The sequence below is a fragment of the Citricoccus sp. GCM10030269 genome (assembly GCF_042665635.1).
Taxonomy (GTDB): Bacteria; Actinomycetota; Actinomycetes; order Actinomycetales; family Micrococcaceae; genus Citricoccus.
In genome coordinates, this window is the sequence record NZ_JBHTCV010000002.1 from 151,161 (window position 1) to 167,961 (window position 16,801).

Annotated in this window: 15 protein-coding genes; 8 read left to right on the forward strand and 7 right to left on the reverse strand. The window is 66.6% G+C overall.

What is annotated here, in order from left to right; all coding sequences use genetic code 11:
* Positions 1 to 14: 14 nt before the first annotated feature.
* Positions 15 to 1,037 (reverse strand): class II fructose-bisphosphate aldolase, encoded by a 1,023-nt coding sequence (gene fbaA / locus ACFQQD_RS03755; RefSeq protein WP_378086380.1) that lies wholly within the window; start codon positions 1,035 to 1,037, stop codon positions 15 to 17.
* A 268-nt stretch (positions 1,038 to 1,305) separates the two neighbouring features.
* Between fbaA and ACFQQD_RS03760 the strand changes: the two genes are divergently transcribed.
* Positions 1,306 to 5,664, forward strand: coding sequence for an S-layer homology domain-containing protein (locus ACFQQD_RS03760; RefSeq protein WP_378086382.1), 4,359 nt, complete (start codon positions 1,306 to 1,308; stop codon positions 5,662 to 5,664).
* 187 nt (positions 5,665 to 5,851) lie between these two features.
* Here the strand turns inward: ACFQQD_RS03760 and ACFQQD_RS03765 are convergent, their stop codons facing one another.
* Together ACFQQD_RS03765 and ACFQQD_RS03770 are read right to left on the reverse strand one after the other, a co-directional pair.
* Complete coding sequence (locus tag ACFQQD_RS03765; RefSeq protein WP_378087491.1) at positions 5,852 to 6,499, reverse strand: TrmH family RNA methyltransferase; 648 nt, start codon at positions 6,497 to 6,499, stop codon at positions 5,852 to 5,854.
* Positions 6,500 to 6,516: 17 nt separating this feature from the next.
* Positions 6,517 to 6,846: a hypothetical protein gene (locus ACFQQD_RS03770; protein ID WP_378086384.1), complete on the reverse strand. Its 330-nt coding sequence runs from the start codon at positions 6,844 to 6,846 to the stop codon at positions 6,517 to 6,519.
* A 106-nt stretch (positions 6,847 to 6,952) separates the two neighbouring features.
* Between ACFQQD_RS03770 and ACFQQD_RS03775 the strand changes: the two genes are divergently transcribed.
* Complete coding sequence (locus tag ACFQQD_RS03775; RefSeq protein ID WP_378086386.1) at positions 6,953 to 7,987, forward strand: magnesium and cobalt transport protein CorA; 1,035 nt, start codon at positions 6,953 to 6,955, stop codon at positions 7,985 to 7,987.
* Positions 7,988 to 8,002: 15 nt separating this feature from the next.
* Here ACFQQD_RS03775 and pyrE read toward each other — a convergent pair whose 3' ends face one another.
* Positions 8,003 to 8,626 carry an orotate phosphoribosyltransferase gene (gene pyrE, locus ACFQQD_RS03780; RefSeq protein ID WP_378086388.1) on the reverse strand — a complete coding sequence of 208 codons (624 nt, stop codon included), beginning with the start codon at positions 8,624 to 8,626 and terminating at the stop codon, positions 8,003 to 8,005.
* A 37-nt stretch (positions 8,627 to 8,663) separates the two neighbouring features.
* On the opposite strand from pyrE, the gene ACFQQD_RS03785 reads away from it, so the two are divergent.
* Both ACFQQD_RS03785 and nadE read left to right on the forward strand, forming a co-directional pair.
* A complete protein-coding gene (locus tag ACFQQD_RS03785) occupies positions 8,664 to 9,131 on the forward strand; it encodes a MarR family winged helix-turn-helix transcriptional regulator (protein ID WP_378086390.1) in 468 nt (155 codons plus the stop codon).
* 58 nt (positions 9,132 to 9,189) lie between these two features.
* Positions 9,190 to 10,014, forward strand: coding sequence for an ammonia-dependent NAD(+) synthetase (gene nadE, locus ACFQQD_RS03790; RefSeq protein ID WP_378086392.1), 825 nt, complete (start codon positions 9,190 to 9,192; stop codon positions 10,012 to 10,014).
* Between the two features lie 7 nt (positions 10,015 to 10,021).
* Here nadE and ACFQQD_RS03795 read toward each other — a convergent pair whose 3' ends face one another.
* From ACFQQD_RS03795 to ACFQQD_RS03805, 3 genes are read right to left on the reverse strand one after another with little or no spacing between them, the layout of a single operon-like run.
* A complete protein-coding gene (locus ACFQQD_RS03795; protein ID WP_378086394.1) occupies positions 10,022 to 10,825 on the reverse strand; it encodes a hypothetical protein in 804 nt (267 codons plus the stop codon).
* On the reverse strand, positions 10,822 to 11,865 hold the full coding sequence (locus ACFQQD_RS03800) for an ATP-binding cassette domain-containing protein (protein ID WP_378086396.1): 1,044 nt from the start codon (positions 11,863 to 11,865) through the stop codon (positions 10,822 to 10,824). Before ACFQQD_RS03800 ends, ACFQQD_RS03795 begins: the two co-directional genes overlap by 4 nt.
* A gap of 8 nt (positions 11,866 to 11,873) precedes the next feature.
* Positions 11,874 to 12,257, reverse strand: a complete 384-nt coding sequence (locus tag ACFQQD_RS03805; protein WP_378087494.1) for a GntR family transcriptional regulator — start codon at positions 12,255 to 12,257, stop codon at positions 11,874 to 11,876.
* A gap of 110 nt (positions 12,258 to 12,367) precedes the next feature.
* Between ACFQQD_RS03805 and ACFQQD_RS03810 the strand changes: the two genes are divergently transcribed.
* The 4 genes from ACFQQD_RS03810 (at position 12,368) to ACFQQD_RS03825 (ending at position 16,770) form a co-directional block, all read left to right on the forward strand.
* A complete protein-coding gene (locus ACFQQD_RS03810; RefSeq protein ID WP_378086398.1) occupies positions 12,368 to 13,225 on the forward strand; it encodes an exodeoxyribonuclease III in 858 nt (285 codons plus the stop codon).
* Positions 13,226 to 13,232: 7 nt separating this feature from the next.
* Positions 13,233 to 14,066, forward strand: a complete 834-nt coding sequence (locus ACFQQD_RS03815; protein WP_378086400.1) for a hypothetical protein — start codon at positions 13,233 to 13,235, stop codon at positions 14,064 to 14,066.
* Positions 14,067 to 14,107: 41 nt separating this feature from the next.
* A complete protein-coding gene (locus ACFQQD_RS03820; protein ID WP_378086402.1) occupies positions 14,108 to 14,761 on the forward strand; it encodes a hypothetical protein in 654 nt (217 codons plus the stop codon).
* Positions 14,762 to 14,838: 77 nt separating this feature from the next.
* Entirely contained in the window at positions 14,839 to 16,770 is a 1,932-nt protein-coding gene (locus ACFQQD_RS03825) for a glycoside hydrolase family 13 protein (RefSeq protein ID WP_378086404.1), read from the forward strand.
* Positions 16,771 to 16,801: the final 31 nt, after the last annotated feature.

A 16,801-nucleotide genomic window follows, 5' to 3' on the forward strand; every position in this document is an offset into this window, starting at 1 on the left:
CGACGACGGACCGATTACTTGATGGAGGTGCCGGCCGAACCGAGTTCCTGGCAGGCCTGGACCACCCGGGCGGCCATGGATTCCTCGGCCTTGGCGCCCCACGTCCGCGGATCGTAGAGCTTTTTGTTGCCGACCTCGCCGTCGATCTTCAGCACCCCGTCGTAGTGGGCGAACATGTGACCGACCACGGGGCGGGTGAAGGCGTACTGGGTGTCCGTGTCCACGTTCATCTTGATCACGCCGTACCTCACGGCGTCGGAGATCTCCTGGGCGGTGGACCCCGACCCCCCGTGGAAGACGAGGTCGAAGGGCCGGTCCTTGCCGACCTTGGCGCCGACCTCACGCTGGATCTCATCCAGGATTTCCGGGCGCAGCGTCACTCCGCCGGGCTTGTAGACACCGTGGACATTGCCGAAGGTCAGCGCGGTGATGTACCGGCCGTTCTCACCGGTTCCCAGGGCGTCGACGGTGGCCAGCCCGTCCGCCACAGAGGTGTAGAGCTTGTCATTGATCTCGTTGGCCACCCCGTCTTCTTCACCGCCGACCACGCCGATCTCCACCTCGAGGATCTGGTGGTTGGCGTGGGTGCGGGCCAGCAGGTCTTCGGCGATCCTCAGGTTCTCCTCGAGGGTCTCCGCCGAGCCGTCCCACATGTGGGAGTTGAAGAAGGGGTCCCGGCCGGCCTTGACCTCGGCTGCGGAAGCCTCCAGCAGCGGCAAGACGAAGCCGTCCAACTTGTCCTTCGGGCAGTGGTCGGTGTGCAGGGCGATGTTGACGTCGTAGTTCTTGGCCACCTCCCGAGCGAACGCGACCATGGCCAGCGAACCGGCGACCATGTCCTTCACGGACGAGCCGGAGAAGTAGGCCGCACCGCCCGTCGAGACCTGGATGATGCCGTCCGAACCCGCTTCGGCAAAGCCCCGGATCGCGGCGTTCAGCGTCTGCGAGCTCGTCACGTTGATGGCCGGGTAGGCGTAGCCGCCGTTCTTGGCGGCATCGATCATCTCGGCGTACGTGTCCGGGGAAGCGATGGGCATTGCGGCTCCTTGGCATCGATCAGTATCGGGTAACCCTGTCCACTGACCATCCTAGTCACCCCACCCGCGGCACTTTGCGGGCAGAACGAACCGGTTCGTTCTGCCCGCAAAGTGCCGGTGGGACGTGCTCACCTCACGCCCTGGCACCTTACAGCGGCCGTGCTTTTGGACGTCACCGAGGGTTCACGCCCAGTTCAAATAGTCGTGGTGGGCACGTCGTTTCACCTGCGTTGGCTCGACGATCGTGATTACTCCTACACGCGCACCGTTGCGCACACTCCTATCGTCCACGGCCATTGCCGCCGTCGTGGCCGGTGGACTGGGGATTGGGTCCCCAGCCACCGCCTCGACCGGTGAGCCCTCCCAGACGTCCACCGCCCCCGTCCTCCAGGTCACCGAGGTCTCCGCGGACACCGCCAACGTCGGAGGCGCGGACGGCTACGAGTTCGTCGAGGTGTACAATGCCTCCGACTCGGCCGTCGACTTCTCCGACTACACGCTGCAGTACCTCTATACGGACAACGCGCTCGACGGGCCCGTCACCAACAACGCCACCCTGTGGCCGGCCGTCCCGGGGGACATCACCATCCCCGCCGGCGAGTCCCTGGTCCTCTGGGTCGTGAACCCTGCGGGCGAGGAAGCCGGTCTGGAGGTCGACGACTTCAACGCGAACTACGGCACGGACCTCGTCGAGGGCGAAGACATCGCCAAGATGTTCGTCGGTGGCATGGCCAACGGCGGCTCCCGCGGCCTGCAGATTGTCACGAACACGGGTCACGACGTCTCGCGCGCCTACTACTTCACGAACGACCAGACGACACCGACGACGTCGATCAACTATGCCTGGAACCCCGGCGCGGGCGACGCCGCCTGGGTCCCGGACCCGGCCGACGGCACCGTTCAGACGATGCTCGGGCTCGACTCCCCCACCCCGGGTTCCATCTCTGAAGCGCAGTCGCCGGACGCTCCCGTCTCCGGCGTCGCAGCGGGCGACGCCCCTGTCATCGACGATCACACCGTCCTCAGCGAAGACGACCTCACCCTGGACTTCCGCGTCACCGATGACACCCTGGTCCGTACCGTCACCCTGGAGCTGACGGACAATCTGGGTGCGACCGAGACCCGGAACCTCACCTTCGGAACCGACGAGTCCACGGGTAAGGGCACGGACCGCTACACCTATTCGATCCCCGCCGTGGACACCTACGGCAAGCAGTGGATCGACTACTCGGTCGTCGCCTCCGACGGTACGCAGCACACGACCCTCGGGCCGGTGCGCGTCGACCTCGTCGATGGCGAACCTGATCCGGTCCGTCTGCAGCCGGCCGATGGTCAGATCGTCACCGGTGAGACGCGCGTGACCGGCACGACCGAGGGCGACCCCGCCGCCCTCGACCTCAGCGTCGACGGCGAGTCCTTCGCGGAGACGAGCGCCTCCCTGGAGACCTCTCCCGTCTTCGCCCTCGAGGCGACGAGCACGGACGCCTTTTTCCGCAACGGCATCAAGCTCGACGGCGAGGAACTCACGATCTTTGATGAGGGCTTCTACGATCGCCTCGAGACCGTCGATGCCGAGGTGCCCGTCGAATCGATCGTCGAGGGAGAGCCGCTGACGATCACGGTGACCGCCGGCACGAAGGCCTGGCCGGAGCCGGACGTCAACGAGAACAATGACGACTTCTCGGCGCAGAACCTTCGCCTCGCCTTGCCTGACGGCCGCGTCCTGCGCCCAGACACCTGCACGACCGCCGCCGAGGTGGACGGCTCCGTCACCGAACACAGCGCGGTTGACTGTCCCACGCCCGACACCGCGATCCGGTTCAGTGACGCGAACCTCGTCGAGTTTGAAGCGACCTTCGAGATCCCTGAGGACGCCTTTGACTCCCGCGTCGCCACCTGGGACACGACCAGCGTCAACGACGGTGAGCACGCGCTCGCCGCGACTGACGGCTCCGATACGGCGGAGTCCACCGTGCAGGTGGACAACACCGCGCCCGTCATTGAGACTGACCTGGTCGACGGCGAGCTCTACCGCGGCGAGATCACGGTCGACGCGACCGCCACCGACGCCATCGCCGGTCTCGAAGAGCTCACCGCGACCTTCGACGGTGAGCCGGTGACCCTGCCTCTGACCACCAGCTCCCTGACGTTGGAGCCGGGCGAACACACCGTCACCTTCGCCGCCCGCGACACCGTCGGCAACGCCGTCACGAAGTCGCTCACCTTCGAATCCGCCGACGAGGCGCCGTCCCTCGATCTGCAGTCCCCCGCGGACGGTGCTCAGGTCGAGGGCACCTCGGCGACGCTCGAGGCGGAGGCGAGTTCGCCAGAGAATGACCCTCTGGATCTCAGCTTCCGCGAGGGGATCGCACTCGCCCCCGGCGACGACGGACTCACCGTCTCGGAGGGCACGACGACGGACGCACTGGCCGGCGCCTCGGCAGAGGAGAGGGACGGGACCGTGCTCGATGGCGCGGACCTTGAAGCCCTCGTGGGCACCGATGGTGTCGAGGTCGAGACGACCAGCGAGACAACGCTGCCGTACCAGCTGTACACGGTGGACGTGCCGAACGACGCCGGCGACGACGCGCGGGTGCGGGTCGACTGGTCCGGCCGGGCGAACGCCGAGGCGAAGGTCATCATGTACGTGCTCGCCGCAGACGGCACGTGGGAACGCGTGGACGACCACGTGACCACCGACGGTGCGGAGACCGAGTTCACCCTCGACGCGATGGTGCCGGTCGCCGACCATGCCGTCGACGGCCAGGTGACGGTGCTCGTGCAGCACTCGGAGGGCTTCGCCGCCGGAGACCTCTCGGAGCGGACCGATGACGTGAGCGCCTACAACGCGGACGCGACGCCGCGTGAGGACTACGACTTCACGGTCGGCATCGAGACGGACACGCAGTACTACAACGAGACCGACGATTACTACCCGCACCAGCTGGCGATCCACGAGTTCCTCCTGGAACAGCGGGAGAACCTCAACCTCCAGTACCTCATCCACGACGGCGACATCGTCAACGTGCACACCGAGCAGCACCAGTGGGACAAGGCGAACGCGGCCTACGACCTGCTCGACGAGGCCGGGCTGCCGTACGGTGTGCTGGCCGGTAACCACGACGTCGGCGGACACGACGACGACTACTCGGCGTACTCCGAGCACTTCGGCGAGGACCGCTTCGCGGGCAACCCCTGGTACGGCGGTTCGTACAAGGACAACCGGGGTCACTACGACCTCGTGTCTGCCGGCGGCGTCGACTTCCTCATGCTCTACATGGGTTGGCCGACGACGAACGACGAGGAGGCGAACTCCGAGGACATCGCGTGGATGAACGAGGTCATCGCGCAGTACCCGGAGCGCAAGGTGTGGATCAACCTGCACGAATACCTGCAGACGACCGGTGGTCTCGGGCCGTTCCCGCAGCGGGTGCAGAATGAGGTCGTCGCGACCAACCCGAACGTGTTCGCCGTGAGCAGCGGCCACTACCATGACGCCTTCACGCGGACGGACACGTTCGACGACGACGGCGATGGCGTGGACGACCGCACGGTCTACCAGATGCTGTTCGACTACCAGGGGTTGCCGGAGGGCGGCCAGGGCTACATGCGTCTGGCGCACTTCGACAACGAGGCCGGGCAGATCGTGTTCCGCACGTACTCGCCCTCCCTCGACGACTTCGACTCGGACAACGCCGCGCTCAACGATCCTCCCGGCATGCAGGAGTTCACGATCGACTACGACGAAGTCGGGATCGAACCGCAGACCAAGGTGCTCGCCGCGGACTCCTTCAGCGCCGATGTGCTGACCGGCCAGGAGATCGGAGCGGTCGCTGGTGCGGCCTCCGGGTCGACGTCCACGGTGACGTGGGACGGCCTGGATGCCGGTGACCACGGTTGGTACGTCGAGGCCGCAGGCCCGCACGGTGGCGCCGCGACGTCCGAGGTGTGGACCTTCACGGCCGACGGTGTCCAGGACCCGACCCCGACCGATCCGGAACCCACCGATCCAGAGCCGACCCCGACCGATCCGGAGCCGACCGATCCGGAACCGACCCCGACCGATCCTGAGGAGCCCGAGGCTCCGGTGTTCTCGGACAACCGGCCGGGTTCGGCGTTCTACGCCCCGGTGCAGTGGATGGCCGAGCATGGCATCTCGGTGGGTTATGCTGATGGGACGTTCAAGAAGAATCGGGACGTCACCCGCGGGGAGACCACCGCGTTCCTGCACCGGTACGTCAGCCCGGACTTCGCTGCACCGGCCACGAGCCCGTTCAGTGACGTCAAACCCGAGGGGGCGTACTACCGTCCGATCACCTGGGCCGCCGACGAGAAGGTGACAGCCGGCTACGCCGATGGCACGTTCAAGCCTTCCCGTGCGGTGACCCGTGGGGAGTTCGCGGCGTTCTTGTATCGCATGGTCGATCCGGCTCATGAGGCGCCAGCGGCGTCGCCGTTCGGTGACCTCAATGCCGGTGGGGCGAACTACGAGGCGATCACGTGGCTGGCGTCGGAGGGCATCACCGTTGGTGACACCCAGGGCGACTTCAACCAGTCGGACGAGATCACCCGCGGTGAGATCTCCGCCTTCCTGCAGCGCCTCGACCGGGTCGCCGAGGACGGCTGAAACGCCTGAGGCGTGGACGGCGGGGGCTACCGTTCCCGCCGTTCGCGCTCCTCGGCTCAAGAAGGGTGCGGCTTCCGTGTAAGAGGTAGCAACCCGATCCCCGGGGCGGCAGACACCGCCCCCGTCAAGCACTTTGCGGGCAGAACGAACCGGTTCGTTCTGCCCGCAAAGTGCGTTTCGGGGAGGGTTAGGGGCGTTGGTCGAAGACGTGCCGGCGGATCCAGGCATGCATGGCGATGCCGGCCGCGGAGGCGGCATTGATCGACCGCGTCGAGCCGAACTGCGCGATCGACAGCGTGGCCACCGCCGCCTGGTGCACCTCCTCGGAGAGTCCTGGGCCTTCCTGTCCGAACACAAGCACACACCGCTCGGGCAGTTCATAGGTCTCCAGCGGCACGGAATCCGGGAAGATGTCCACGCCGATCACCGCCAGGCCATCGGACGCCGCCCACGCCGTGAAGTCCTCCACCGTCGGATGGTGGTGCACGTGCAGGTAGCGGTCGGTGACCATGGCACCGCGGCGGTTCCAGCGTCGACGACCGACGATGTGCACCCCTGCCGCGTTGAAGGCGTTGGCCGTGCGGACGACGGCGCCGATGTTGAAGTCGTGCTGCCAATTCTCGATGGCCACGTGGAACAGGTGCCGGGTGCTGTCCAAGTCAGCGTTGATGGCCTCGAGCGACCAGTAGCGGTACCGGTCGGCAACGTTGCGCCGGTCGCCCTCGCGGAGCAGTTCCGGGTCCCAATGATCGCCCTCGGGCCAGTCACCTTCCCAGGGCCCGACGCCGATCTGCCGCTCGAGCGCTTCTGGGGGCCCAGAGGGCCCCCTAGGCACCGGGCCGACGTCGTGGTTCACGGTTTGCGGTCGACGAGTGCCCAGGAGGCCAGCGCCGAGGCACCGGCGACCGTGAGCACTGCCGGCCACGGTCCGATCTTCTTGGCCAGCGGATGCGAAGCACCGAAGCCCCCGAGGTACACGGCGGAGAGGGCGACGGTGGTGCCCGCACCGCCCTTCTGCGCCCACGTCCGACCGGCGTAGGCGCCCGTGGCGGCCAGCACGATACCGCCGAGGCTGCGGATGCCGGTCTCGCGCGCGGTGAGATAACCGCCGATCAATCCGAGGGCGGCCAGCGGGGCGGTCGTGACCGTGCGTGCGGGTTTGAAGATTCCAGAATCGCTCATAGCGACCACGCTAGCCGTTCTGCTCACGCCGGTGATCAGCCCCGGTGACCACCCCGACGAGCGTGCTCGTCATTGGAAGGGGCGTCGGTCGACGCACAATAGAGCCGTGACCTTCGTCGACAATGCCATCTATAAGGACGGCAAACGGATCCTTGCCCCGACCACGTTGCAACAGACGGTCGAAGAGAGCGAACGCCTGGGAGGCATGGCCTGGGTCGGTCTGTACCGGCCGGATGAGGCGGAGCTGAAGGAGGTCGCCGAGGAGTTCGACCTGCACGAGTTGGCGGTGGAGGACGCCCTCCTGGGGGGACAGCGGGCCAAGCTCGAGCTCTATGGCGACAACCTGTTCTTCGTGCTCATCCCAGCTCGGTACGTGGACGAGTCGGAGTCGGTGGAGTTCGGCGAGCTCAATGTCTTCGTCGGCACCAACTTTGTGGTCACCGTGCGCCATTCGGAAGTCCCCGACCTCGGCAAGCTCCGTCGTCACTTGGAGGAGGACCGACCGCAGCGATTGGCTGCTGGCACTCCGGCCGTGGTGCACGGGATTCTCGACTGGGTGGTGGACGACTATTTCCCCGTGGCGGAGGGACTGGAGAACGACATCACCGAGATCGAGGACGAGATCTTCGCCGGAGACGGAAACGTGTCTCGCCGCATCTACGAACTCTCTCGCGAGGTCGTGCGGTTTCAGCGAGCTGTCCGTTCCCTGCCGCCGATGTTGGAAACACTCATCCGGCAACTCGATAGCGACTCCGAGCAGTCACACGACGCAGCGGAGCCAACCGGGCCGGACACGGTTGAGGTCCGACGCAAGCTGCGCGACGTCCACGACCACACCGTTCAACTCGACGAGCGGGTCACGTCCATGCGGACCATGCTGGAGCATGCCCTCGAACTGGATTCGACGCTGGCCTCCAAGAAACTCACCGAGGTCTCCGTGACCCAGAACGAGCAGGTCAAACGGATCTCATCGTGGGCGGCCATCATCTTCGCGCCGCAGCTCATCGGGTCGATCTACGGCATGAACTTCGACCACATGCCCGAATTGCACTGGTGGTGGGGCTATCCGTTCGCCCTCTTCCTCATGCTGGCTGTGGCGTTGACGCTGTTCCTCTTGTTCCGCAAGAACGACTGGCTCTAGCCCTCGCGAGATCAGTCAGTCGAGCTCGAGTTCGTCCTTGCCGAACGCGTAGAGGTACTCAACGCCCGCCTCTTCCTCAATGCGCTCGGCGGCACCCGTGGACCGGTCCACGATGACGGCCACTGCCTGCACCAGCCCGCCGGCCTTGCGCACCCCTTCGACGGCGGTCAGAGCCGAGCCACCGGTGGTGGACGTGTCCTCAAGGACGACGACGGGCTGACCCTCGACCGAGGGACCCTCGACCTGGCGGCCCATGCCGTAGGACTTCTGCGCTTTTCTCACGACGAACGCGTCGATGGCCCGGCCCTGGCGTCCCGCCTCGTGCAGTATCGCGGTGGCCACCGGATCGGCACCCATCGTCAAGCCGCCAACACACCGGAAATCCAGTCCCGCCCGGTCCAGCAGCGCCAGCATCACGCGGCCCACCAGGGGGGCGGCTTCATGGTGCAAGGTGACTCGGCGCAGGTCGATGTAGTAGTCGGCCTCCCGGCCGGAGGAGAGCGTGACCCGGCCCCGGACCACCGCCAGTTCCTTGATCAATTCCAGCAACCGGGCACGATCCCGTGCCTGCGTGTCCGGTGTCGCGTCCGGGTTCGTATCCGGTGCCGAGTCCGGGGTCTGAGTCGTCATGCTGTCCATCCTAGATTCTCCGGCAGAGCCCTCCTATGGTGGGCTCATGAGTGACCCAGCACAGCACGCACCCGAATCGGACCATCCCCACGAGAAGATGCTCAGCTACTGGATCAACCTAGTGGATACGCTGCTCACCACTCGCGTGAACGAGTCCCTGGCCGAACACGGCCTGACCCGGACCCAGTGGCAACTGATGAATTCACTGACGACGCGCCCACAGACCACCGAGGAACTCGGCCAGACGTTGGCGCCGGCCGCCGAGAACACCGCCGAAGACGGACCGAGCACCGTCACCGAGCACCTGGATGAGTTGGTCGAATCCGGTTGGTTGGTCGTCGAGGGAAACCTGTACACCTTGACGAGCACCGGACACACCAGCGGCGAGCGCGTTGCCGCCGTCGTGGAGGAAATGCGAGCCGAGATCACCGAGGGGATCGATGACGAACAGTATCGAATGGTGGTCTCCGCGCTGCAGACCATGGCGAGAAACCTCGGCTGGGAACGGGCCTGAGCGGCACTGAACGGCGCTGAACCCTTCAGAACGGTGCAGCTGGGCATAGTCTGGGCGTATGCGTGAATTGCAGAAGGCGATCATCGCCGAGATGGGTGTCAAGCCTGAGATCGATCCGGCCACCGAAGTGGCGAACCGGGTGACCTTCCTGCAGGACTACCTGCGGGCTGCCGGCGCCAAGGGCTTTGTCCTCGGTATCTCCGGAGGCGTCGACTCGACGCTGGCGGGCCGGTTGGCCCAGTTGGCCGTCGAGGGCCTGCGCGCCGATGGCACCGAGGCCACTTTCATCCCGGTCCGGTTGCCGTACAACGTCCAGCATGACGAGGACGACGCGCAGGCGGCTCTCCAGTTCATCGACGGCGACCCGGAGACGACCTTCGACATCTCCGCCGCGGTGGACGGCTTCGAGTCCGAGTTCACGGCCGCCGCCGGCGAGCCGATCACGGACTACAACAAGGGCAACGTCAAGGCCCGACTGCGCATGGTCGCCCAGTATGCCCTGGCCGGCGCCTCGGGGCACCTGGTGGTGGGCACCGACCACGGAGCCGAGTCCGTCACCGGATTCTTCACCAAGTACGGCGACGGCGGCGCGGACGTGCTGCCGCTGTTCGGCCTGAACAAACGACAGAACCGCATGCTGCTCCAGCACCTGGGCGCCGAAGAACGGCTGTGGAAGAAGGTCCCGACGGCGGACCTGCTCGACGATCGTCCGGGCCAGACCGACGAGGCCGAACTGGGCCTGGACTACGACACCATCGACGACTACCTCGAGGGCCGGGTGATCCCCGAGGAGGCCGCAGAGAAGCTGGAGAGCCTCTACCTGCGTTCCCGGCACAAGCGCGCCACGCCCGTGACCATTCTCGATGACTGGTGGCGCGGCTGACGCTGCCCTAGCGGCCGACCGGCACGCGTCGCACCACGAGCCACGTCACCAGGTGGGCGATCACGGCGATCAGCACGAGTAACCCGAACACCTTGAGGATGACACCCGTCGAGAGGAATGTCATCAGGCCCGCGCCCGTGGCCAGCACCACGGCCAAGACTCCCAGGATCAGCACGAGGAGTCCGGCGATGCCCGCCATCACGCCATACTGTCCCCAGCGGAGATAGACGGCGGCCAGCCCGGCCCCGGCTGAGAGTGCAGCGAACGAGATCCCGGAGCCGATCAGCAGGACGTCGCCGAGGTTGCCGTCACCCAAGACGTAGACGTCGAACATCCGCGCGCCGGTGAACCAGTGTCCGGTGACCTGTTCGAGCAGCAGGAAGGCTCCGAAGACCGCGCCGAGGTACACCGACTGCACCAGGGTCCACAGAGCGGTCCCGGCCCAGTAGTGCTGACGGGTCGATCCCATCATGCCGATCGCGAAGGGCATGGTGCGGGCATAGGCATACACCCCCAGGGTCACGATGAAGCCGGGCCAGGACCACACGGCGGCCTGGTTGTAGCGGAAGCCTTCGGCCAGTTCCTCAGGCGGGACCGGGGTGAAGGCGGTCAGCAGCAGAAAGATCCCCACACACACCGCCGCCACGACGGTCAGGATGATGACAGGGACCGCCAGCATCTGGAAGCGGTCGGCGAAGTGCAGTCGGACGATGCGCAGGACCGGGTGCACGGCGTGCTTCGGTCTCCCGGTTTCCGTGGATCCCGTGGTGGAGGCGGTGGTCCCGGCCGTGGACAGGGTTGCGGTGCTCATCGTGACTCCTCGGTGCTGGTGGCTGCAGTGGCTCTGGTGGGTTCAGTGGCTACGACGGTGTTGAGGCTGGGAGTGTCCAGGGTGTCCGTGGCACGCGGTCCGATCGCGGCGACCAGGTCCTGCAGACCCACGGGTCCGATCTCCAGGTGGCGCCGGCCCGCGGCGGCGACCAGGCCGTCGTCGGGCTGTCCGGCCAGCGTGACCGAGGACAATCCGCCGATCCGGCGGGTGTGCAGCACCGCGCTGCCGGCGGTGACCTCCTCGACGGCGCTCGCCGGCCCCGAGAGCGAGAACGCGGCGCTGCGGGCCGACTCGGCGTCGGCGTCCATCAGGATCCGGCCGTCGTCGATCACGATGACCTTCTCCAGCAGGTCCGCCGCCTCGTCGATGAGGTGGGTGGACATCAGGATGGTGCGCGGATGCGCCAGATAATCCTGCAGCAGCACGTCGTAGAACAGGTGCCGGGCGGTGGCGTCGAGACCGAGATAGGGCTCGTCGAAGAAGGTCACGGGAGCCCGTGAGGCGAGCCCGACCACAATCGCCACGGACGACAACTGGCCGCGGGAGAGCTTCTGGATCTTCGTGTCCATCGGCAGCCGGAACATCCGGACCAGCCGCTCGGCGAAATCCTGGTCCCAATGCTCGAAGAACCACGGTGCAGATTTCAGCACGTGGGAGGCCTTGAAGGACTCCGGGTACTTCTGGTTCTCCCGGGCGAAACACAGCCGAGACGCGGTGACGGCATCCTCGAAGGGCGCACGCCCCAGCACGGAGACCACGCCGGCCGAGGCCTGGTCCTGACCCGAGAGGATGGACATCGCGGTGGTCTTGCCGGCGCCGTTGCGCCCGAGCAGGCCACAGATGGAGTGGGCCGGGATATCGAAATCGAGACCGTGCAGGACCTCTTGACGGCCGAAGGACTTGCGCAGTCCGCGCACACTCACCGCGGCGTCGGAGTCCACGGGGAGCCCTGCCGGCATCGCCCGCGCTTCCTGACTCAGGGCCTCGGCGGCGTGGAGGGTATTCGGAACGGTGGTCATGACTCCCCCTACAGGGCTGATCGGGTGGTGGGCGTGATGTCGTCGGCGGTCTGGCGGATCATCTCGGCCAGCTCCTCCGGGGTGATCTCGAGGCGAGCCGCCTCGGTGATCAGGGGATGGATGTACTGCTGGGTGAAGGCCTCACGGCGAGTGCCCAAGAGCTTCTGCCGCGCTCCACTGGCCACGAACATGCCGATGCCCCTCCTCTTGTAGAGCACCCCGTTGTCCACCAGAAGGTTGATGCCCTTGTTGGCCGTGGCGGGGTTGATGCGCAGAAATGCGGAGAACTCATTGGTGGAGGGAATCTGCGTTTCCTCCGGGTAGGTCCCGTCCACGATCCCCTGCTCGATGTGGAGCGCCAGCTGTCGGAAGATCGGCTGCGTCGAATCCATCTCCATGCGGCACTCCGTGCTCTGTTAGTCGGTTCATTACTTGTGTAACTAACCTAGCAACCTCTGTTCGATGCTGTCTAGTGCCGTCGGGACTTCGTTAGGCTGGCCGAGTGAAGATCGCCACCTGGAACGTGAACTCCCTCCGCGCCCGCGCCGACCGTGTCGAGTCCTGGCTGGATCGCAGCGACGTGGATGTCCTGGCCATTCAGGAGACGAAATGCCGGGATGAGAATTTCCCGTGGGAACTCTTCGAACGCCGCGGCTACGAGGTCGCACACTTCGGTTTCTCCCAGTGGAACGGTGTGGCCATCGCCTCTCGCGTCGGCCTGACGAACGTGGAACGCACCTTCATCGGCCAGCCGGCCTTCGGCAAGAACGGCGTGGACGCCGTCCAGGAGGCCCGGGCTCTCGCAGCCACCGTCGGTGAGGGCGCCGACGCGCTGCGCCTCTGGTCCCTGTACGTGCCCAACGGCCGCGCCCTGGACGACGAGCACATGGTCTACAAGCTGCAGTGGCTGGACGCGCTGAAGGACCGAGTGGCCGAACAGCTCACGGCCGACCCCGAACTGCGGATCGCGCTGACGGGAGACTGGAACATCGCCCCGCAGGACGAGGACGTCTGGGACATCCAGCACTTCCTCGACGAGGGCCTGACCCACGTCTCCGCCCCCGAACGAGCGGCCTTCCACGCCTTCGAAACCGCCGGGTTCCAGGACGTCGTGCGGCCCTGGACGCCGGGCCCCGGCACGTACACCTACTGGGACTACAAGCAGCTGCGCTTCCCCAAGAAGCAGGGCATGCGCATCGACTTCATCCTCGCCTCCCCCGCGCTCGCCGGCACGGTCACCGGTGCATGGATCGACCGGGAGGAACGCAAGGGCAAGGGCGCCTCAGACCACGCTCCCGTCGTCGTGGAACTGGGTTCCGAACCAGCCGCTGGCGGCACCACTGCCCCGGCCGGAACCTGACCGGCGCATGAAATACCAGTCCGAGCTACGGATCTACCAACCGCTCGCCGCCTTTCCCGACGCCGTCCAGGCCGAGTACCAGCGCGCCGGTCGCCGCACGCGCGGCGAGATCGAGCACGAGGCATCACAACGCGCCCAGCGACGGTTGTTGCGCGATGTCGCCGACCCGTTTCCGCACGGACGGGACCTGGTGCGCGTGCTGCGAATGCCGGCCGACGACGGACACGATGCGGCTCTCTCCGAGTACTTCTGCCCCGACGAGATGGCCCTGCGGTGTGAGTTGGCCGCCGAACAGCTGGCCGAGTCGATGCGGCCACAGATCTTCTCTGTCCTGGTTCCCGAGGCGGCTCGCCAGGCCAACGTGAAACGACTGGCCGGGCGGATCGAGATCGACAACGTGGAAGAACTGCACCAAGTGCACACCCGCACCGCGGTGTGGGGCGTGCCCGCCAGTTGGTTCGCCCTCGTCCACGAGGACGATGCCATGACCCTCAGCGGCGACCCGGAGGCCCCCGACGCGGTGCGCATCACCGTCCGCCTGGCCCTGGCCATGGAACGGGCGAGGCATGCCGCCGTCGTGCTGTCCCTGCACGCGCCGGACATGGACCTGCTGAATGACCTGACCGTCCTGGTGACCTGGCTGGAGTCCTTCCATCCGGATTCGGTGGTGGAACTGGACTACGGCGGGTTGCACCGACTCGTGTGGCCGGACGATTCCGCCTTCGATGTGCGCACGGCCATCGAGGCCCTCGAGGAGGGTGACACCGAGGCGGCCATGGTGGCCAATCACCGCATGATGCGGCGCTGGCTGCCTGTACGGCAGCTGGGCCGGGCCAGCTAGGCTCGATCCAGCTCACGGCCGCCGCAGACGGACAGGACACCATGCTGCTCGACATCATCTACAGCCCCGTCTATCTGGGTATGACGGCGATCGTCGTCGCCGCCGTGTCAGTCCTGCTGTACGTCGCGTGGCGGTGCCTGAACGGGGATACGAGAACCTGGGCGGTTCTGCCTCGTCTTCCGTTTCAGGTCTCCCGGCACAACACCTGGCCGTTCATGTTGCTCATGTGCGGCCTTGCTCTGCTCACGGCGCTTCCCTCCGTCTTCTTTGAGGCGTGGGACATGGAAGGCGCACGTCAAGCCACGTGGAATCTGTTCTTCATCCCTTTGGCGCTCGTGGTGCTCAGTTTCGTGTGGTGGCCCCTAGCCTGGACGCCGGCCTGGTTCAAGGACTGGGCCCGGCGGGCACGGTCGCAGGGCGACGCCAATCCATGGACACCGCCGGAGATTGAGCGGGTCAAGTGCGCGCCGCCGTCGAAACGACGCCAGCGGGCGCTGCGTGATATCGCCCGCTTGGTCGGCAAGGAGGAGGTCGAGGGACTCCTGGCCGAGGACTGGCTCGAACGCCAGGCCCGCCACGCCACCGAAACGCAAGAGGCGGCCGGTATCACCGAGGACATGGATAGCATTGAGAGGGCGCTGGCCCTCAAGGCCCACCGCCGGCGGCAGAAGGGGCAGCAGAAGGGCCGCGGCTGAGGCACCGCCACCGATAACCGCACATGACAGCGAGCCAGGGCACTGACCCATCCAGAGCTGGCCGTTAGGCTGAGCTCATGGCTACGGGACCTTCGAACACTGCCCCGAACACTGCCCCGAACACTGCCCTGGACACCCCCTCGGGCACGCCTTCGCACGAGCCGCTGAGCACGCCCCCGGTCGGGGCACGCCACCAGCCCGAGAACCCCTGGTGGGTGGACGCGGTGATCTACCAGGTCTACCCCCGGTCCTTCGCGGACGCTGACGGGGACGGCACCGGAGATCTTGCCGGAGTCACCGCTCAGTTGCCGTACCTCGAGCAACTGGGCGTGGACGCGATCTGGCTCTCGCCGTTCTACGTCTCCCCGCAGAAGGACGGCGGCTATGACGTCGCCGACTACCGGGACGTGGATCCGATGTACGGCACCCTGGAGGATGCCGACCGGCTTCTGGAATCCGCGCATGACGCCGGTATCCGCGTCATCGTGGACCTCGTCCCCAACCACACCTCTTCGGCCCACCCCTGGTTCGCCGAGGCGCTGGCCGCCGATCCGACCACTGAGTCGGGCCGTGCGGCACGGGATCGCTACCTCTTCCGGCCGGGGGCCGGCGTCGACGGATCCGAGCCCCCGAACAACTGGCAGTCCACGTTCGGCGGGCCGGCCTGGACGCGAACGACCAATCCGGATGGCACGCCCGGCGACTGGTACCTGCATCTGTTCGACAGCTCGCAGCCGGACCTGAACTGGAACCATCCCGAGGTGCGCGCGGAGTTCCTGGACATTCTGCGATTCTGGCTGGACCGGGGCGTGGATGGGTTCCGCGTGGACGTGGCCCACGGACTGGTCAAAGCCGAGGGCCTGCCGGACCACGAGGCCCGAGTGGGCATGATCGCCGATGCCGGTGTCGAGACGGTCGATGACGTCATGGACGAGGCGGTGCCTCCTGAGGATCGCGGTGAGGATGTCGCGGCCCACCGAGAGGACAATCCTCGCGACCACGCTCACCCCGTGCCCTATTACGACCAGGACGGGGTCCACGAGATCTACCGAACCTGGAACGAGGTCCTCGCCGAGTATGACCATGACCCGATGCTCGTCGCCGAGGCCTGGGTCTCCCCGTTGGAGCGGTTGTTCCGGTACGTCCGCGAGGGCGAGATGCACCAGGCGTTCAACTTCACCTTCCTGCTGGCGGGCTGGGACGCCGTGCGGATGTCGGACGCCATCACCGTCTCCGTCCAGGAGGCGGCCAAGGTGGGAGCCCCCAACACCTGGGTGTTGTCCAACCATGACACCGTCCGGCATGCCTCCCGTTTCGGCTTGACCGACCCCACTCGGTACCCGTCGGGCATCGGCGTCGATGACGAGCAGCCGGACGAGGCCCTGGGATGGAAACGCAGCCGGGCCGCCGCCATGATCGAGCTGGGCCTGCCGGGTTCCGCGTACATCTACCAGGGTGACGAGCTCAGTTTGCCCGAACACACCACCCTGGACGACGCCTACCGTCAGGACCCCACGTTCTTCCGCACCGAGGGGGCGGAGAAAGGCCGGGACGGCTGCCGAATCCCGATGCCGTGGCGCGCCCAGGCACCCGGGTTCGGTTTCGCCGTCGGGAACCACCCCGACCCCGCCGCGCCGTGGCTGCCGCAACCCCAGTCTTTCGGTCAGTATGCGGCGGACCAACAGGTCGACGTCGAGGGGTCCACCGTCGAGCTCTACCGTGAACTGCTGACCGTGCGCGGTGAGCTGGATCTCGGCACGGGATCCTTCGCGTGGTCACGGTTCCACAGCCCCGAACGCGGCGTCTTGGCTTTCACCGTCACCAGCGGGGAACTGAACCCGGACGCCGCCGGACCCGGCCCAGAGCAGACCATCCTCGTCATGGCCAATATGGGTGAGACACCTGTCGATGCGCCTGAGGACTACGGTACTGGGATCTTCAGCCAGGACGAGGCTGTCCAGGAGGGGCAGCTCATGCCCGACTCGGCCGCGTGGTTCCTCCACCGCTGACGCGTCTGCACTGACACTCCCGCCTGACCCC